At 50.0% G+C, this 16,456-nt stretch carries 17 protein-coding genes and 3 tRNA genes; 8 read left to right on the top strand and 12 right to left on the bottom strand.

Going from position 1 to position 16,456, the window contains the following annotated elements; all coding sequences use genetic code 11:
• Window positions 1–120: 120 nt before the first annotated feature.
• The 7 genes from ycfP to C2U41_RS06430 all read right to left on the bottom strand — a co-directional run bounded on the left by ycfP (window position 121) and on the right by C2U41_RS06430 (window position 5,079).
• A complete protein-coding gene (ycfP, locus tag C2U41_RS06460; protein ID WP_003030817.1) occupies window positions 121–663 on the bottom strand; it encodes an alpha/beta hydrolase YcfP in 543 nt (180 codons plus the stop codon).
• A gap of 21 nt (window positions 664–684) precedes the next feature.
• On the bottom strand, window positions 685–1,710 hold the full coding sequence (nagZ, locus tag C2U41_RS06455) for a beta-N-acetylhexosaminidase (protein WP_003841848.1): 1,026 nt from the start codon (window positions 1,708–1,710) through the stop codon (window positions 685–687).
• Between the two features lie 10 nt (window positions 1,711–1,720).
• Entirely contained in the window at window positions 1,721–2,545 is an 825-nt protein-coding gene (gene thiK, locus C2U41_RS06450) for a thiamine kinase (RefSeq protein ID WP_103849015.1), read from the bottom strand.
• The gene (lpoB, locus tag C2U41_RS06445) at window positions 2,526–3,167 is read right to left on the bottom strand and encodes a penicillin-binding protein activator LpoB (protein WP_003846732.1); all 642 of its coding nucleotides are present in this window, start codon (window positions 3,165–3,167) and stop codon (window positions 2,526–2,528) included. The genes thiK and lpoB overlap by 20 nt, the downstream gene beginning before the upstream one ends.
• Before the next feature lie 13 nt (window positions 3,168–3,180).
• On the bottom strand, window positions 3,181–3,555 hold the full coding sequence (locus C2U41_RS06440) for a YcfL family protein (protein ID WP_003030823.1): 375 nt from the start codon (window positions 3,553–3,555) through the stop codon (window positions 3,181–3,183).
• A 2-nt stretch (window positions 3,556–3,557) separates the two neighbouring features.
• Window positions 3,558–3,917 (bottom strand): purine nucleoside phosphoramidase, encoded by a 360-nt coding sequence (gene hinT, locus C2U41_RS06435; RefSeq protein ID WP_003030826.1) that lies wholly within the window; start codon window positions 3,915–3,917, stop codon window positions 3,558–3,560.
• 271 nt (window positions 3,918–4,188) lie between these two features.
• Entirely contained in the window at window positions 4,189–5,079 is an 891-nt protein-coding gene (locus tag C2U41_RS06430; protein WP_032936156.1) for a LysR family transcriptional regulator, read from the bottom strand.
• A 146-nt stretch (window positions 5,080–5,225) separates the two neighbouring features.
• Here C2U41_RS06430 and C2U41_RS06425 point away from each other — a divergent pair, with 146 nt between their 5' ends.
• From C2U41_RS06425 to C2U41_RS06405, 5 genes are read left to right on the top strand one after another with little or no spacing between them, the layout of a single operon-like run.
• Window positions 5,226–5,825 carry a cysteine hydrolase gene (locus C2U41_RS06425; RefSeq protein WP_048216605.1) on the top strand — a complete coding sequence of 200 codons (600 nt, stop codon included), beginning with the start codon at window positions 5,226–5,228 and terminating at the stop codon, window positions 5,823–5,825.
• Window positions 5,822–6,859 (top strand): hydrogenase expression/formation protein HypE, encoded by a 1,038-nt coding sequence (gene hypE / locus C2U41_RS06420; protein ID WP_003846740.1) that lies wholly within the window; start codon window positions 5,822–5,824, stop codon window positions 6,857–6,859. Before C2U41_RS06425 ends, hypE begins: the two co-directional genes overlap by 4 nt.
• Window positions 6,831–9,197, top strand: a complete 2,367-nt coding sequence (gene hypF / locus C2U41_RS06415) for a carbamoyltransferase HypF (RefSeq protein WP_103849016.1) — start codon at window positions 6,831–6,833, stop codon at window positions 9,195–9,197. The genes hypE and hypF overlap by 29 nt, the downstream gene beginning before the upstream one ends.
• Window positions 9,190–9,909, top strand: a complete 720-nt coding sequence (locus C2U41_RS06410) for an HAD family hydrolase (RefSeq protein WP_032936159.1) — start codon at window positions 9,190–9,192, stop codon at window positions 9,907–9,909. Before hypF ends, C2U41_RS06410 begins: the two co-directional genes overlap by 8 nt.
• A 17-nt stretch (window positions 9,910–9,926) precedes the next feature.
• A complete protein-coding gene (locus tag C2U41_RS06405) occupies window positions 9,927–11,096 on the top strand; it encodes an MFS transporter (protein ID WP_032936161.1) in 1,170 nt (389 codons plus the stop codon).
• A gap of 43 nt (window positions 11,097–11,139) precedes the next feature.
• Here the strand turns inward: C2U41_RS06405 and C2U41_RS06400 are convergent.
• Window positions 11,140–11,215: transfer RNA gene (locus tag C2U41_RS06400), tRNA-Asn, on the bottom strand.
• Between the two features lie 160 nt (window positions 11,216–11,375).
• Here C2U41_RS06400 and C2U41_RS06395 point away from each other — a divergent pair.
• Complete coding sequence (locus tag C2U41_RS06395; RefSeq protein ID WP_003846749.1) at window positions 11,376–12,863, top strand: EmmdR/YeeO family multidrug/toxin efflux MATE transporter; 1,488 nt, start codon at window positions 11,376–11,378, stop codon at window positions 12,861–12,863.
• Between the two features lie 99 nt (window positions 12,864–12,962).
• A tRNA-Asn gene (locus C2U41_RS06390) sits at window positions 12,963–13,038 on the top strand.
• A 140-nt stretch (window positions 13,039–13,178) separates the two neighbouring features.
• On the opposite strand, the gene cbl is transcribed toward C2U41_RS06390, so the two are convergent.
• Window positions 13,179–14,129 (bottom strand): HTH-type transcriptional regulator Cbl, encoded by a 951-nt coding sequence (cbl, locus tag C2U41_RS06385; RefSeq protein WP_003846751.1) that lies wholly within the window; start codon window positions 14,127–14,129, stop codon window positions 13,179–13,181.
• A gap of 101 nt (window positions 14,130–14,230) precedes the next feature.
• The gene (gene nac, locus C2U41_RS06380; RefSeq protein ID WP_003030855.1) at window positions 14,231–15,148 is read right to left on the bottom strand and encodes a nitrogen assimilation transcriptional regulator NAC; all 918 of its coding nucleotides are present in this window, start codon (window positions 15,146–15,148) and stop codon (window positions 14,231–14,233) included.
• Window positions 15,149–15,474: 326 nt separating this feature from the next.
• Here nac and C2U41_RS06375 point away from each other — a divergent pair.
• Window positions 15,475–15,550: transfer RNA gene (locus tag C2U41_RS06375), tRNA-Asn, on the top strand.
• Window positions 15,551–15,622: 72 nt separating this feature from the next.
• On the opposite strand, the gene C2U41_RS06370 is transcribed toward C2U41_RS06375, so the two are convergent.
• Window positions 15,623–15,955, bottom strand: a complete 333-nt coding sequence (locus C2U41_RS06370) for a type II toxin-antitoxin system PemK/MazF family toxin (RefSeq protein WP_003836692.1) — start codon at window positions 15,953–15,955, stop codon at window positions 15,623–15,625.
• Entirely contained in the window at window positions 15,956–16,213 is a 258-nt protein-coding gene (locus C2U41_RS06365; protein WP_003836694.1) for an AbrB/MazE/SpoVT family DNA-binding domain-containing protein, read from the bottom strand.
• Window positions 16,214–16,456: the final 243 nt, after the last annotated feature.

Genomic DNA, 16,456 nt, shown 5'->3' with positions numbered 1-16,456 from the left:
GTGCATTGGTCATACCAAAATTGATGTGTATCAAGTTTTGATGCTGAAAAGATAGACAACCGGAACTTTAAGAACAAAAAAACCAGCCCGATGGCTGGTTTTTTACGCACTCAATAAGGATTAACCTAACGTCTTGAACGCTTTGATGCGCTGCAAATGCGGAGAGATATTCTTAAACTTATGCGTCTGCTCTTCGTCCCAGACTATCTCGTAAAAGTGATGCAGTTCTTCCGACGAACGCTGGCTATTGAGCGCTTCATCATGACGCGACAGGATAACCAGACAGCGATCGCGATTCTTTTCGCGGAAATTGGTCACGCATTTTGTTGCGATGTCTGCATACTCCTCAGGTCTGTCAATTTTGCCTTCCATGTTCTCATACGGAAACAGGTTAGGATTAAACACTACCTGACGAATATCACACAGAAAACCAATCCGTTCAGCCCAATATCCCCCGAGCCCCACACCACAAATCAGCGGACGGTCATCCACATTCAGCTGTAGCATTTTGTCCACTTCTTTTAGCAGATGCTGCATATCATGTTTGGGATGCCGTGTACTGTAGCTAATCAGCCTGACATCCGGGTCGATGAATTGCAGCTGCAACACCTTCTCATGGTTGCCCGGGCTGTTAGAGTCAAAACCGTGTAAATAGATAATCATCGCATCCTCGCCAAACTTGCGTTAATGACCTGCTTTCTCTTCCTGCCAGCGCTCATGAAGCTGGTTTAGCTGAGCGCTTACCGTCTTCCAGCGTGCCGAATCCATCAGTTCCTGACGTGAAAATGAACCTTTATGATACAAACGTGTAACACGTTCTGCATTGATCGGCGACAGATTATCTAACACACTGACCGCTCCCTTACGATTATTGCAGACCAGGATCATATCGCAACCTGCATCCAGCGATGCCTGTCCACGCTGGGCATAGCTTCCCATAATCGCCGCCCCTTCCATCGACAAATCGTCGGAGAAAATGACACCATCGAAGCCAAGCTCCTGGCGCAGCACCGTTTTCAGCCAGTGAGGTGAGCCACTCGCCGGACGCGGATCTACATCACTGTAGATAACGTGCGCAGGCATAATGGCATCCAGTTTGTTCTCAGTAATCAACGTCTGGAACACGGACATATCTTTCGCACGAATCTCGGCTTCTGAGCGAGGATCGGTTGGGGTTTCTTTGTGTGAATCCGCCGTCACGGCCCCATGACCAGGGAAATGTTTACCGGTCGTTTTCATGCCTGCGGCATGCATACCGTCAATGAAGCGGGTCGCCATCGCCAATGCTTTTAGCGGATCGGCGTGGTAAGAACGCTCGCCGATTGCGGCGCTGATATGGCCCACATCCAGTACCGGTGCAAAGCTGATATCAATGTCCATCGCGATCATTTCGCTGGCCATCAACCATCCGGCGTCCTGAGCCAGTTTGCCGCCCTCTTCCAGACCGTGCAGCGCGGCAAACGATTGAGCCGCAGGCAGGCGAGTAAAGCCTTCTCGAAAGCGCTGTACGCGTCCGCCTTCCTGATCTACCGCCACCACCAGATGGTTACGTGACGCAGTCCGGATCTGTCGCACTAATTCACGCAGCTGTTCCGGGTCATGATAATTTCGGGTAAAGAGGATCAACCCACCTACCAGCGGATGCGCCAGAATCTCACGCTCTTCTGCGTCCAGCTCATACCCTTCGACATCCAACATTACTGGGCCCACACTGCTCTCCTTATCCTTTCATTGTTAGCTGCCGCCAGGTTTCATCGGCCAGCCTGATAAATTGTCTATCGCCGGTTTGCCGCCAGCGATACTCAAACCACCCCGCCTTCAGCATCATTATCCAGGGTTGCCATTGTCTGACTTGTCGCCACAAAACGTCTGGCTCAATGTGCGCTCGTTGAGCGTAGGTGCTAACCAGCTGTTGGTGCTGGGATTCATCGCTGACCCATACCGCCGCCAGCTCCAGGGCAATATCACCGTCTCCGGCGTATTCCCAGTCAATCAGCCGCAGCCCTGAGGCTGTGCGTACGATGTTGTCACCGTGAACATCCATATGCAGCGGCCCCAGACGCAAAAGTCGAGGCTCACCTTGTTTCCTCAGCCGCTTCAGCGCGCGCAGCCAGCATGGTGTACGACGCGCCGGATCGCCACACTGCCAGTACTGTTCAAGTAGCGGCAGCAGGCTGATTCGCCAGCCCAATCGGGGTTGCTGGTGCAGATGATACAGTAAGCCTGTGAGTTCGTCGGCGTCCGGTAATCTGGATTCTACCTTACCGTGAAAAAACTCGACGGCCATCCACCCACGCGTATAAAAATAAGGACGTGGCGCAAGGTTTTCTGGCAGGTGTTTTAACGCATGATATTGGCGTAAGAAATGCGATTCCGGCGCATCAGGGTCGTGATGACAACGCAGTACCAGCCGGTGAGAATGATGCTCAATGATGCAGCTCCCGCCGCTCAGGCCAGTTTGGCTGGCTGCGACGGGATGATACTGCGGGAAATAGCGCGACAACACTTCGCCGCGCGTGAGTCTGTTATTGTTGCTGAACGGCACCTTTACCTGACCAGATTATCTCGCCAGTTTGTACCAGCATTAATTGCATTTGCAGCGCAGGCGAATTGACGTTGCCGGATGCGCTGGAATAAAGCACATACTGCGCGCCAACGTTACGGGCGATACCAATCGCTTTACTGCGCGTTCCCAGGCTATCGTTCGGCGACAGACCTAACTGCTGCTTGGCGACTGCCAGTTGCTGAGCGGAAACCAGAGTAAACTTACCGTTATTCGCCAGAGCATTACGTAAGGTTTCGGTGGCTTCACCCGCGTTCAGCGAGCCGTTGGTGCGGTTATTCACGCTATCAACCAGCAGAACACCGCCCGCTTTTACGCCGTCAGCCTGCAGCATTTTTCCGACCATCGGCTGCATAGCCCCGTTCCAGTCATAATGACGTTGACGTGGCGTCGGCTGCGCCGTTTGGTCCTCGTGCTCAATCGGACCCGGCTGCTGCGGTATGGTTGGCACCGTTGGCACTACCGGCACCGGCTGTTGCGGCTGCACAGGCTGTTCCGGCACCGGCTTGACTTCCTCTACCGGTGCGGGCTCTCGTTGCACCACACAGCCAGAGAGAAACATCGCCAGCGCGGCAATCAGTGCGTAGCGATTCATTTTGATCATCAAGATTCACCCCTTACAAATAAAGATAAAGTCTAACCTTGTGCGCCCCCAGAAAATTGGCGCTGCCGTACAGCGTCACCGACGAATGAGCTGGGATAGTCACGCTGCGCGGCGCTTCCAGAGGATGCATTTCCAATCCTCTGGCGTCATACCAGTAAAACCGATAATGAACGGTGACGGGTTCTTGTCTTTCGTTATAGAGTCGCGAGGATGCCGAGGCCTGAATATCAGACGTGGTTAACGTGGGCTGTTCTGCTGTTATACCTGCCGCCAGAATCGTTGACTCCATCACCAGCGACTGTTCATCACTTACCGGAATTTCTGGGTGTGTTCGACAACCCGCCAGTAGCAGCAAGCCCAGTGAAAGTGCAATGCATCCTCTGATCATGCCTACAGACCTTTATGCGCGAGCATTGGGCCAAGCGCACGGCCACCCAGCAGATGCATATGAATGTGATACACCTCCTGACCCCCGTGGCGGTTGGTGTTCATGATTAAGCGGTACCCATCTGCAGCAATGCCTTCCTGCTCAGCAATTTTCGCTGCAACGGTGATCATGCGGCCCAATGCCTGTTCATGTTCAGCCGTCACATCGTTGACGGTTGGGATCAGGATGTTAGGAATGATCAGAATATGCGTAGGTGCCTGAGGGGAAATATCACGAAACGCAGTGACCAGTTCATCCTGGTATACGATATCCGACGGAATTTCACGACGGATAATTTTGCTGAATATAGTTTCTTCTGCCACGACGTTTTCCTTTTTCATTAACAGCCCAAGCGTTTTGCCATGCTACGCCGGGTAACTCTGCGAGTATAGAGTATGAGCGAGTTACTCACGCTCTTTCAACTTTAACCCTCGATTTTTTAAGCGAAAACCCCAGTCAATGCTGCTCTTATAACCATTTCCCTGTGCTATTGCTTAATCATAGTACTGAAATCCTATTTCATTTATGCCCAAAGCGGTTTACACGTCAGGCATCAATGCGTGGCCGTTACCTTCTCGTCAGGGCGTATAACGGCTACATGACGATATCGGCCTCCCCGGCCACCACCAGGCGCAAGAAATCGTCCCGCCGATGGTTTTTAATTTTGGGGTTCCATGCCACACCAATGTTCCAGCGAATTTGTTTTTCAGCGAGCATCAATAGTCTCACTTCGGCAGGCAAAAAATGCCGGACACTTGTGGGTAAAAAGGCGACTCCGTTCCCCCCGGCAACCAATGCCAATAGCGTAGTCATGTCATTTGTTACAGAGACCGGTTCAGCGCTAAGTTGGATGCTTTGTAGAAAGAGTGAGGTTTGTTCCGCAAGACATGGGCTGGTTGATGGATCCAACTGGAGTAAGGGATATGCCGATAGCGCACTCTGAATAGTCATGCTTTCCATATAACCCTCCATCGGAACAGCAAGAGCCAGCGTTTCCTCATAAAAAATATATGAAGCCAGGCCTTTACTGACCGGCATCCGGACAAAACCGATATGCAAGCGTCCTTCCAACAACATTTTCATCTGAGCGCTGGAGGGAAGATGATTAATAACCACTTCACACTCGGAAAATTGCTGATGGAATTGATTTATCCACTTAGGTACTTGCTGAAAAGAGGAAAGACCAAATCCCATAAATAACTTTTCACGATTTCTGGTATTTATTTCTTTCGCATAGTTTAGAAATTCAATATGGGATTGTAAAAGTTCATTGGCTTTTGAAAAAATCTGTTGACCAAATACTGTCAAACTCGCGCCATGGCGTCCGCGCAAAAAAAGCTCACCACCGGTCAAATGCTCTAGCGTTTGTATCTGCTTTGACAGTGCTGGCTGAGTCAGGAAAAGTTCCTTTGCAGCATTGCTATAACTTCCTTTTATCGCCAACGTAACAAAGGCACGCAGCAATTTCATATCTATTCCTTTCATTTATCGAACCTTGAAAAAAATGGAATTATACAAATACCTATAATAAGCACATGATAGCAAAGCATGGCAATAAATAAACATAACTCTCCATAGAGAAATCGCAAAAAAAATTACGCCCATTATTTTAATGATAAAAGAATATAAATATGCCAAATGTAGCTGTGTTAACAAATGATCTGCAATATGAATTTACATATAAAATAACCCATTCGACTCAGGAATTAGAACAAAAATTGACTGCATTTAATCAGTTTCTTGACGGCATCAGAAATCAAAACCAGGCAGTCATCCATTTGCAGTTAATAAATGATCCTGCCGATCCCGCAGTACAACGGCGCTATAAAAATCGCGATGCAGGTATTCCCGCCCTCGCAGGACGACCTGAAAACCGAATAATCGACAGTATTTGCGCCCCCTCCGATCTCATCGTAGTAAAAGGCAGAGATAGCGGTTTCTTTAATAATAATCTTGATGAAACACTGCAAAAACTGGGTGTAAAAACGGTCATCGTGACCGGCTTACAAACGCATGTTTGCGTACAAACCACGGCCGCAGATGCATTTTTCCGCGGATACAATGTTTGGGTGCCGGAAGATTGCGTATTTGCCCCTTCTGCCGATGATACCACTCGCGCCTTAGAGTGGCTTGCCAGCTATTGCGCAACCGTTGCCCCCTCGGCTGAGATTTTATCGCTGCTAGCAAAACATAACGATCTTCCTGAGCGCAACGAAAGGAAAACCGCATGAAAAGTCCATTAACACAAGCAATGAAACCAACAGATACCGTCGTTCTGGACCATGGCACGGGCGCTCGCCTGAGCAGGGAACTGGTCGAATTAATTGCGGAAATTTTGGGCGATACTTATCTGGGAACCATGGAAGACAGCGCGTTACTGGAGTTACCGTCCCGACAAATTGCATTTACTACAGATTCTTTTGTTGTCACTCCGCTGATCTTTGGCAATGGGGATATCGGTAAAATTGCCGTATGCGGTACCGTTAACGATCTTGCGGTAAGTGGCGCACGTCCGCTGTATCTGACGCTGAGTCTCATTATTGAAGACGGTATGCCCATATCTGAACTGAGCGCCATTATTGAGTCAGTTCGCGATACAGCCATTGCTGCAGACGTCAAAATTGTTGCCGGAGACACGAAAGTTGTCGGCAAGGGTGAGGCAGATCGCTTGTTCATCAATACAGCAGGCGTCGGCGTTATTGAGCGCGCCCCCGTTTCAATCAAAAACGTGCGCCCAGGACAAAAAATCATCCTCAGTGGTTTTATTGGGAATCACTCCATTCATTTGTTATCTCTGCGTGAAGGTCTGGGGTTTGAACGAAATATTCTCAGCGACTGCGCCCCTCTCAACGCGATGATTCACCAGCTTATCGATGCCGTTCCTGCCGGGAAAATTGCCTCGATGAGAGATGTCACTCGCGGTGGACTTTCCGCGGTACTCCATGAACATGCCCGTGCAGCAAAGCATGAAATGCGCTGCGAACGGCAATCTTTACCCATCCAGCCTGAAACGGCGATGGCGGCAAATATGCTGGGCGTCGATGTCATCAATCTTGCAAACGAGGGATGCCTTTGCCTGTTTGTCGAACCAGACAGCGCAGAAGACGTGCTCAGACTATTAAAGACGCACCCACTTGGCCAAAAAGCCGCCATTATTGGCGAGGTATTAGCAACGCCAGAAGTGAGAGTCAGCATGCTTGAGCAGGATGGAACCGTATCGACAATAGAGGAGCTCTATGGTGCAGAATTGCCACGACTCTGCTGAGCAAGGCGGCGCTCTGGAAACCCGACGTTACCGCATTTGCGGAATTGTCCAGGGAGTCGGGTTTCGTCCTTTTGTCCATCGACTGGCTCGCACCTTTGCCGCGACCGGCTGGGTTCTCAATGATTCCGAAGGCGTGTTACTGGAACTACAGGCTACATCAGACAATATCGCGCAGCTTATTGATGAGCTGGCATCTAACCCGCCGCCAATGGCCCGCATCAATGGTATTGTGGAGGTACCGCGAGAAAATTCGGATCAACGTTACGCAGAGTTTAGTATCCGTAAAAGCCGTCAGCTTGCGAAGATGGATACCATTATCCCGCCAGACTCAAACGTCTGTCAGGATTGTCTGAACGAAATGTTTGATCCGCAGAACCCGCGCTATCGGTACGCTTTTATTAATTGCACAAACTGCGGGCCGCGATATTCAATTATCCAGGCAATGCCCTATGACCGTTCACAAACAACAATGCAAGCCTTTGCAATGTGCCCGGCCTGTCAGCATGAGTATGACGATCTCGATAATCGTCGTTATCACGCGCAACCCAATGCCTGCCCCGCATGCGGACCAAAACTGGATCTGAGGTCGCGTAATGGCGAGATCGTAATAACAGATGATATCGTCAAATTTGCCATAGCAAGGCTACACGAAGGGGCGATTATTGCGATTAAAAGCCTTGGCGGTTTTCATCTGGTTGTTGATGCGAGTAATGAAGATGCGGTTTCGCAACTGAGGCAACGCAAACGTAGAGATGCAAAACCTTTTGCCATTATGGTAAGGGACGCGGACAACGCGGCACAAATAGTCCACGTCAACGCTCAGGAAAGAAAACACCTGGAAAGTGTAGAGCGCCCCATCGTACTGCTGCGTAAACGCCGCAGTACGATGCCGGAAATCATCGCACCGCATAATCCGAATATTGGCGTCATGCTGCCATCAACGCCGCTTCAGTATTTAATGCTAGAAGATGCCACAATGCCAGCGCTGGTGATGACCAGCGGCAATCTTTCAGGCCACCCTATCGTATTTAATAATGTGAGTGCAATTGCGCAGTTGGGCGAAATCGCGGACTATTTTATTCTTAACGATCGTGATATTCACACGCGTATCGATGATTCAGTGGTCCGCGTTATGGCTCATCGTAACCACCTTTCATTCCTGCGACGTTCACGAGGTTATGCCCCCTATCCTGTACACCTTCCTTTCAACGTTGATCCGATCATCGCTCTCGGGGCGGAACTGAAAACCACCGTTAGCATTGCTAAAGGTAATAAGGTGTTTATGAGTCAACACATTGGCGATCTCAAAAATGACCTTACGTTTAAATCACACCTTGCGTGCGTCAATCACCTGCAAAAGCTCCTCGATATTGAGCCAACGATTGTGGCCTGTGACCTTCATCCGGTATTTCGCTCAACGCGCAATGCGCTGGAGCAATCGCAGCTGCGGGTTATTCAGGTACAGCATCATCATGCGCATATGGCTGCGTGTATGGCCGAGAACGGACTCAGAGGAAAAACAATTGGCGTAGTATTCGACGGTACGGGTTACGGCACTGATGGCACAATCTGGGGTGGCGAATTTCTTGTGGGGGATACCAGAAGCGTTGAACGTGCAGCACATCTGCGCCACATCGCTTTGCCAGGCGGTGACAGCGCAGTTAAAGAACCCATCCGGATCGCTATTTCGCTATTAACAGAAATTTTCGGCGAGCATATTCCTGAATCCTCAATTCCAGGTCTAAGCACGTTGCCGGCTCAACAGCGTGACGTCTTCGCCAAAATGGCTATGCGCAGGATCAACACGCCTGTAACCAGCAGCATCGGTCGACTTTTCGATGGCATCTCCGCATTAATGGGTATTTGTACGCATATTGAATACGAAGCGCAGGCCGCCATTGAATTAGAAGCGTTGTTGCAATGCGATCTTCATATGGCACAACCTTTTGCCTTCTCGATTGTGGAATCAGAAGGCCATCTCGAAGTGGATTATCGCCCGTTGGTCCACGAACTGATTTCAGCACTGACAACACGGCCTCTCGATTTACCTGAGTTAAGCCGACGCTTTCATTCGACCATCGTAGAGATTATTACCGCGGTCTGTATCCGTTTGTCTGTGCACGCAAAAACACGGCAAGTGGTATTAAGCGGCGGGGTTTTTTGTAATGAGTTTCTTCTCATCAATGCTCTTGACCGATTACACGCGGCAGGATTTGAAGCTTACTGCCATCAACTTGTACCCACTAATGATGGAGGGATCTCTTTAGGACAAATTGCCGTCGCGTCCAGACTAAGTCAAACGAGTCAAACTAATAATAAGGAAACCGAGTATGCATAATATCACCAACAGAGCTGCCGCCGTGTTATTTGACATGGATGGTGTGCTTATTGATTCAAATGAGGTTATAGAAAGAGCCTGGCGCGAAGCAGCAGATATGTATGGTAAGACAATATCTGAAGACGAGATTATCAAACATATCCACGGGCAACCTGGTCCACATACTATTCGGGCACTGTTCAGTGACCTACCGCTCGTGGATCAGCAAAAAGTTCAGGCTCATATTATTCATGTCGAAAACACGGCTTCCTACAACCCTATTCCCGGTGTCTCTGAGCTTATCACTGCGCTGGATGCAGCAGGCGTCCGGGTTGGTATTGTAACCAGTGGCTGGCGCGAGAAAATCGACCGTGTGACGGCGATGCTTCAGGTTCAGTCTTGCATTTCCGTTATTGTTGAACGCGATGACGTCTCCCGGGGAAAACCCTTCCCTGACCCGTATCTTCTCGCAGCCGAACGTCTTGATCTTCCTGCGGAGAAAACAATCGTCTTTGAAGATTCTAAAAGTGGCGTAACGTCCGCAGTTGCCGCTGGCGCGTTTTGCATTGGCATCGGTGGCGTTGAATTGATTCCATGTGGTGCCAGACTTGCTATTCCAGACTTTACCGGTGTTGAGGTCATATCACGACTGGACGGAAACACCGCGATTTCATTTTGTCCGGACCACATTTTGATCATCGATAAAAAAGATATGTCTCAGGCATCAGAGTAGAATTAAAAGGATCACTAATGGAAGTCGCGCAAAAAGGGCGCTGGGCTGTTACAACATTATTTTCAGTGAATGGGTTTGTAACCGGTGCCTGGGCAGTACAAATTGCCCAACTGGTTTCACGCTTTCACATTACTGATAAAGTAATTGGCCACCTGATATTGATTTTCGGGCTTGGCGCATTATTTATGATGCCGATGTCCGGCATGGCCATGGAAAAATACGGCTCACAGCGTGTCGTGCGCATTTTTTCCATTGCGGCATCCGTCGCCCTTATTCCTGTTGGATTCGCACCTGATATCTACTGGTTAGCACCAGTGCTATTTTTGCTGGGTGCTATGATTGGAGCAATGAACGTCGCAATGAACTCGAATGCCGTGGCAGTCGAAAAAGCACTGTCACGCACGGTGTTATCTTCATGTCACTGTTTCTGGAGCATTGGGCTTTTCATTTCAGGTCTTATTGGGGGGTATCTGGTTAAGCAATTCGGCTTTCTCATGCACCTGTTTTTAATTAGTGCTATTTCCTTAGCGATCACGCTGTCGGTATATCCACATATCATCAAAGATAAATCGATAAAAATAAAACGGTTAATCAAAGGAAAGCAGCCACATCGCTCATGCACGATCTACTTTATAGGCGTTATTGCCCTGCTCGCCATGATCCCGGAATGTGCTGTTGTGGACTGGTCGTCACGTTATTTATTGAAAAATCTCAATGCGACTACAGAAACGGCAAGCCTTTCCTTTGCCTGCTTTGCGGGAACAATGGCAATCTTTCGCTTCATGGGAGACTTCACTCGTAACCGCTTTAATGCCATTCTCGTGATGCGCTCATCCAGTCTGTTAGCTGGGATTGGGCTGCTGGCAGCCGCAATGGCTAGTCATCCCTGGCAAGCCACCGTTGCCTTCGCTATTGCCGGTATTGGCATAGCCAATCTGGTACCGATTGCTTTTTCCGCTGCGGGAAACCAGCCTGATATCTCGACCAACACGGGAATGAGCATCGTCACCACGATCGGTTATCTGGGTACGCTACTGGCCCCTGCACCTATAGGCCTGGTGGCTGAAATCACAGGTTTTCCTGCTGTATATACCGGGATGGCCGCCATGTTGGGCATGATTATGCTGCTTGCTCCCCTGATTAGGGTAAAGGCCAGCGTCAAATTTGATGCCAATTTGACGCGTTGAAAACAAAAAGCCTGCTTAGTTTCCTGAGCAGGCTTCTTAAATATGGCTCCTCTGACTGGACTCGAACCAGTGACATACGGATTAACAGTCCGCCGTTCTACCGACTGAACTACAGAGGAATCGTTGTGGAGGCTTATCTTAGCGGCGAAAAAAATTTTGTCAAACCTCATTTCTTCGAATGCGAATCAATTGATGCTTATCTCGACAGTTTGTTGCATTTACAGACATTTTAAATAGAAAAAACTTTGCAGCTTTTATGATTCTCCCTCATCATTTGAAATGAGGTTTCAACTTTCTTCGTTAAGGTCCACTTTGAACGTCTCCGCTGCCTTACGCCAGGTCGCTTCCCGCACGCCCTGGTATGCCAAACGCAAGAGTTATAAGGTTCTCTTTTGGCGCGAAATCACTCCGCTGGCTGTCCCCATTTTCCTGGAAAACACCTGTGTGCTATTGATGGGTGTTCTGAGTACCTTCCTGGTAAGTTGGTTGGGAAAAGAAGCAATGGCCGGTGTCGGACTCGCCGACAGTTTTAATATGGTCATCATGGCATTTTTCGCCGCCATCGATCTGGGTACCACCGTAGTTGTAGCATTTAGCCTCGGGAAACGAGATCGTCGACGGGCCAGAGCCGCAGCCAGACAATCGCTGGTGATCATGACAATTTTTGCTACCGTGCTGGCAGCGGTCATTCACTATTTTGGTCAACAGATTATTGACGTTGTTGCAGGTGAAGCAACGCCAGACGTTAAAGCTTTGGCACTTACCTATCTGGAGCTGACGGTGCTCAGCTACCCGGCGGCAGCCATTGCGCTGATCGGCAGTGGCGCACTACGTGGAGCCGGAAATACTAAAATACCGTTGTTGATAAACGGCGGTATGAACATCCTGAATATCATCATCAGTAGCATCCTGATTTACGGGATCTTTTCCTGGCAAGGTCTGGGATTTGTGGGAGCAGGCCTGGGACTGACCATTTCGCGCTACATCGGGGCGATTGCCATCATCTGGGTACTGATGATTGGTTTTAACCCCGCGCTGCGAATTCCCTTCAAAAGCTATTTTAAGCCACTCAATCTCGCCATTATATGGGAAGTGATGGGGATCGGCATTCCGGCAAGTATCGAGTCGGTGCTGTTCAACGGCGGTAAACTTTTGACGCAGATGTTTGTTTCAGGCATGGGAACCAGCGTTATCGCCGGGAACTTTATTGCATTTTCTATCGCCGCGCTTATCAATTTACCGGGGAATGCTTTAGGTTCCGCGTCGACAATCATTACCGGCAGGCGTCTGGGAAATGGCCAGATTGCCCAGGCTGAAATCCAGCTACGGCATGTGTTCTGGCTGTCGACGATTGGGCTAACGGCAATTGCCTGGCTAACCGCACCTTTCGCCGGGGTGATGGCCTCATTTTATACCCACGATCAGGATGTAAAAGAGGTCATAGTCATCCTGATTTGGCTCAACGCAGCATTTATGCCGATATGGGCAGCCTCCTGGGTGTTACCAGCGGGCTTTAAAGGTGCGCGAGATGCACGTTTTGCTATGTGGGTATCGATGCTGGGCATGTGGGGCTGCCGCGTAGTCGCGGGCTACACTCTGGGTATCGTATTAGGATGGGGAGTTGTCGGCGTTTGGTTAGGTATGTTCTTCGACTGGGCCGTGCGCGCCGCGTTATTTTACTGGCGTATGGTCACAGGCCGCTGGTTGTGGAAATACCCACGCCCCGAACGCGAAAAGTGCATAAAACAACCGGTTGCGTCTGAATAATCGGCGAAATGAGGAATATTTCAGCAAACGATCGCATTTATCCATTCAGGCTTTGACAACGCTGAGCGGCATCGCTAATATTCGCCTCGTTCAAACGATTCCTCTGTAGTTCAGTCGGTAGAACGGCGGACTGTTAATCCGTATGTCACTGGTTCGAGTCCAGTCAGAGGAGCCATATTTAAGAAGCCTGCTCAGGAAACTAAGCAGGCTTTTTGCTTTTCTGCGATCCCATTAGCCAGGTAGAGCGCTTCACTTCACACCCAGGCTTTTCCATACTGGCGACGATAGAAGCCCGTTTCTCACGGGCTTTTATTGTTAAATCTGATAATCAATCACCGCTTCATCTGGCTCCATCGCCTGACGCTTAATTTCATCGACGGATAACCCTGCGTTGCATAGCTCGATGAATCGCCAGACGTAGTTGCGCTGCAGTTGTCCGCGTTTAAGCCCTAGCCAAACGGTATTTGCATCAAACAAATGCCGGGTATCCAGACGGGTTAACGTCCCCTCTTCCTGCTCGCCGCTGGATTGCTCTGCCACCAGCCCAATCCCCAATCCCAGTGACACGTAAGTTTTAATCACATCCGAGTCCTGGGCGCTGAGAATAATATCAGGTATCAGCCCCTTGCGAGCAAACGCCTCATCAATACGGGAACGCCCTGTAATCCCCTGACGATAGGTAATTAACGGCCAGTGAGCGATGGACTCCAGCGTTAGCGGAGAAGCCTTCACTAATGGATGGTCCTGAGGAACAAGCAGGCTGTGGTGCCAACGAAACCAGGGAAAAGCCACCAACAATGGATCGCTGCTCAGCCGCTCACTGGCAATTCCGATATCTGCCCCGCCATTTTGTAGCAGGACATCAATCTCCTGTGGTGTGCCCTGAATAAGTTCCAGACGCACCTCAGGGAACAGCTCACGAAAGGCTTTTATCACCGCAGGCAAGCTATAGCGTGCCTGCGTATGCGTGGTGGCAATCGTCAAAACGCCGGACGTATCATTGGTAAACAGATCCGCCAGTCGACGAACATTGCTGGCCTCATTCAGAATACGTTCGGCAATGATCAGCAAGGCTTTACCCGGTTCAGTCATGCCCAACAGGCGTTTACCGCGACGGATAAAAATTTCGATGCCAAGTTCATCTTCAAGTTCACGAATGTGTCGGCTGACGCCCGACTGCGAGGTGTACAGTATATTCGCGACCTCCGTCAGGTTGTAATCCTGACGGGCCGCCTCGCGGATTATTTTGAGTTGCTGGAAATTCACGTTTCACTCCGGGCACATCAGACATTACGCTATTGTTAAAGTCTGATGCCCGGCATAACAAATAATAAAAACCTGCATCTTATTCCTCGCGGGAATAAGGTTTAGCTGACCAGCTGCAGTTCGCGATTTTCCAGCGCCGGACGGCTAACCAGCGATAGCAGGATCTCCTTCACTGCCTGCGCCTGGGGCGATAAGCTCCCTCTGGCTGATACGTTCAACGATAATGGCAGATTCATCGATGGGGTTGTGATGCGCGCCATCCAGCCGTTCGCTGCATTGCATAATGAACGGGCGGCCGACTCGGGCAACACTGTGACGCCCATACCACTGGCAATGGCGGCCGTCAGGGTGGAGATAGACTCAATTTCGCCAATCACTTTAGCCGTTAAGCGACGTAGCGAAAAAGCTTCATCCACGCGCAGGCGAACCGCGCTGTAATCCCGTGGCAAGAATAAATTCATCTGCGCCACCGCGGCTAAATCGACGCTTTGCCCCGGGCACTCACGCGTGCCGACCAGATACAGATCCTCTTTAAGCAACGGTTGACTGCTGATGCCCGCCACGGGTGAACGCTCATAGAGCACTGCCATATCTAATTGCCCGCTGAGCAGCTTGTCATTCAGCACTGCCCCACTGTTTTCATGCAGATAGACCTGCACATCGGGCAGTTCGGCACGTAGCGTCTGTAATAACGGCATGGTAATGGATGACGCTGCTGTCCCCGGCGCAAGGCCGATAGAGACCTGGCCTGTCAAGGTCTGTCCCACGTTATTAACCGCAAGTTGCGCCTGTTCACACTGACGTAAAATCGTCCGGGCGTGGGTATATAACACTTTTCCTGCTTCCGTCGGCGTGACGCCACGCTTGGTACGAATCAGCAATTGCTGATCAAGCTCACCTTCCAGCGTAGCGACCTGCTGGCTCAGCGCGGGTTGCGCAATGTGCAATACTTCCGCTGCCTGGGTCAGGCTACCAATATCGACGATTTTCACGAAATATTTCAGTCGTCTAAAGTTCATTTTGCCTCCTGTCGGAATACCAGAACCCGTGCTGGCAGTCATTGAATTCAGGATTGCAAGATACTTGCCACTTTCGTCTAAAACGGTGTTTTATGGTTAAAGCCGCACAAAGTCAGGAGTAAAAGCGAAGGAAGATCATTCTGCACACCGAAATATCTCATTCAGGCTGCCCTGGAAGAGGTAGACACGCACCAGAATGGGGCAAAAGCATAAAAAGACGGAAAGATCGCCGCTTTGCTGATTTTGTCAGCAAACGAACACACAAATGTATTTACCCCTTTGACAAGCCTCACCACCCTCGCTAATATGCGCCTCGTTCAAACGATTCCTCTGTAGTTCAGTCGGTAGAACGGCGGACTGTTAATCCGTATGTCACTGGTTCGAGTCCAGTCAGAGGAGCCATATTTAAGAAGCCTGCTCAGGAAACTAAGCAGGCTTTTTGCTTTTCTACGTTTGTTAATCACACCGAAAGCCTCAGCTTAGAATGGCTTCCAGTCGGGCCAGCACTTCATTTACAACAGCTTCGGGTATACGTTCCAGACACTTACCGTTCCGAGCCCCCATATCAATCGTTCTGGGTTGGTCGCAGCGAATAACACCCGTTGTTTTTGTTCCCGCACCGTCCAGGGAGACGGTAAAACCGGCTGCGCGGGCAAAGTTTCCGCCGCTAGTGACGGGAACGACAACAGGTAGCCGGGTGAACTTATTAAATGATGCTGGAGAAACGATAAGCACCGGACGTTTTCCACTTTGCTCATGTCCGGCTGTAGGATCCAGTGAGACGAGCCAGATTTCCCCTCTGTCCATTTACAGGATCTCCTTACCCACTGCAGGCGCATCAATCCATTCCCTATCCTCATCGCTCATTTCGGCGTGCGGATCGCACTGCGCCAGCAGTTCCTCAAGCGAATAACGAGGTCGTTTCTGGGGTTCAATAATCAGGCAGCCATTATCAATGGTCATACCCACTTCGCTGTCCGTCGACAGCTCCAGCGTTTTCAGCACGGCAGGAGGAACCGCCAGCATGATGGATCCGCCGACCTTTTTCAGGCGAGTGGTATACATAGAACACCTCCGAATATTATATTTTAATATAACATCACTGGCGGGTGGTGCGCAATTTTTAGTCAGATTCATTGTGATTTCCTCAGCGTGGCTAAGCGTGAAGAAGGCCTTAATCCGTCCGAAGACAGATCCGGCAGTTTTCAAAGGCTGCATTACCGGTAAAACGGCTACCCTCCTGATACATCAGGCGCTTCTTTCAGGTCATGAAGCATTTCGTGCAGGCGGGAGCTTAGTTCGTGGTAA

This window comes from Citrobacter freundii complex sp. CFNIH4 (assembly GCF_002934505.1).
Taxonomy (GTDB): Bacteria; Pseudomonadota; Gammaproteobacteria; order Enterobacterales; family Enterobacteriaceae; genus Citrobacter; species Citrobacter freundii.
This window is presented reverse-complemented; position numbering and strand designations above follow the sequence as displayed.

Bases quoted from the DNA above. Each gene is read 5' to 3' on its own strand.
- C2U41_RS06405 (WP_032936161.1), top strand. From the start codon at position 9,927: ATGGAAGTCGCGCAAAAAGGGCGCTGGGCTGTTACAACATTATTTTCA.
- C2U41_RS06365 (WP_003836694.1), bottom strand. From the start codon at position 16,213: ATGTATACCACTCGCCTGAAAAAGGTCGGCGGATCCATCATGCTGGCG.
- C2U41_RS06430 (WP_032936156.1), bottom strand. From the start codon at position 5,079: ATGAAAGGAATAGATATGAAATTGCTGCGTGCCTTTGTTACGTTGGCG.
- C2U41_RS06370 (WP_003836692.1), bottom strand. From the start codon at position 15,955: ATGGACAGAGGGGAAATCTGGCTCGTCTCACTGGATCCTACAGCCGGA.
- nac (WP_003030855.1), bottom strand. From the start codon at position 15,148: ATGAACTTTAGACGACTGAAATATTTCGTGAAAATCGTCGATATTGGT.
- lpoB (WP_003846732.1), bottom strand. From the start codon at position 3,167: ATGATCAAAATGAATCGCTACGCACTGATTGCCGCGCTGGCGATGTTT.
- C2U41_RS06410 (WP_032936159.1), top strand. From the start codon at position 9,190: ATGCATAATATCACCAACAGAGCTGCCGCCGTGTTATTTGACATGGAT.
- C2U41_RS06425 (WP_048216605.1), top strand. From the start codon at position 5,226: ATGCCAAATGTAGCTGTGTTAACAAATGATCTGCAATATGAATTTACA.
- C2U41_RS06395 (WP_003846749.1), top strand. From the start codon at position 11,376: ATGAGGTTTCAACTTTCTTCGTTAAGGTCCACTTTGAACGTCTCCGCT.
- hypE (WP_003846740.1), top strand. From the start codon at position 5,822: ATGAAAAGTCCATTAACACAAGCAATGAAACCAACAGATACCGTCGTT.
- C2U41_RS06440 (WP_003030823.1), bottom strand. From the start codon at position 3,555: ATGATCAGAGGATGCATTGCACTTTCACTGGGCTTGCTGCTACTGGCG.
- hypF (WP_103849016.1), top strand. From the start codon at position 6,831: ATGGTGCAGAATTGCCACGACTCTGCTGAGCAAGGCGGCGCTCTGGAA.
- ycfP (WP_003030817.1), bottom strand. From the start codon at position 663: ATGATTATCTATTTACACGGTTTTGACTCTAACAGCCCGGGCAACCAT.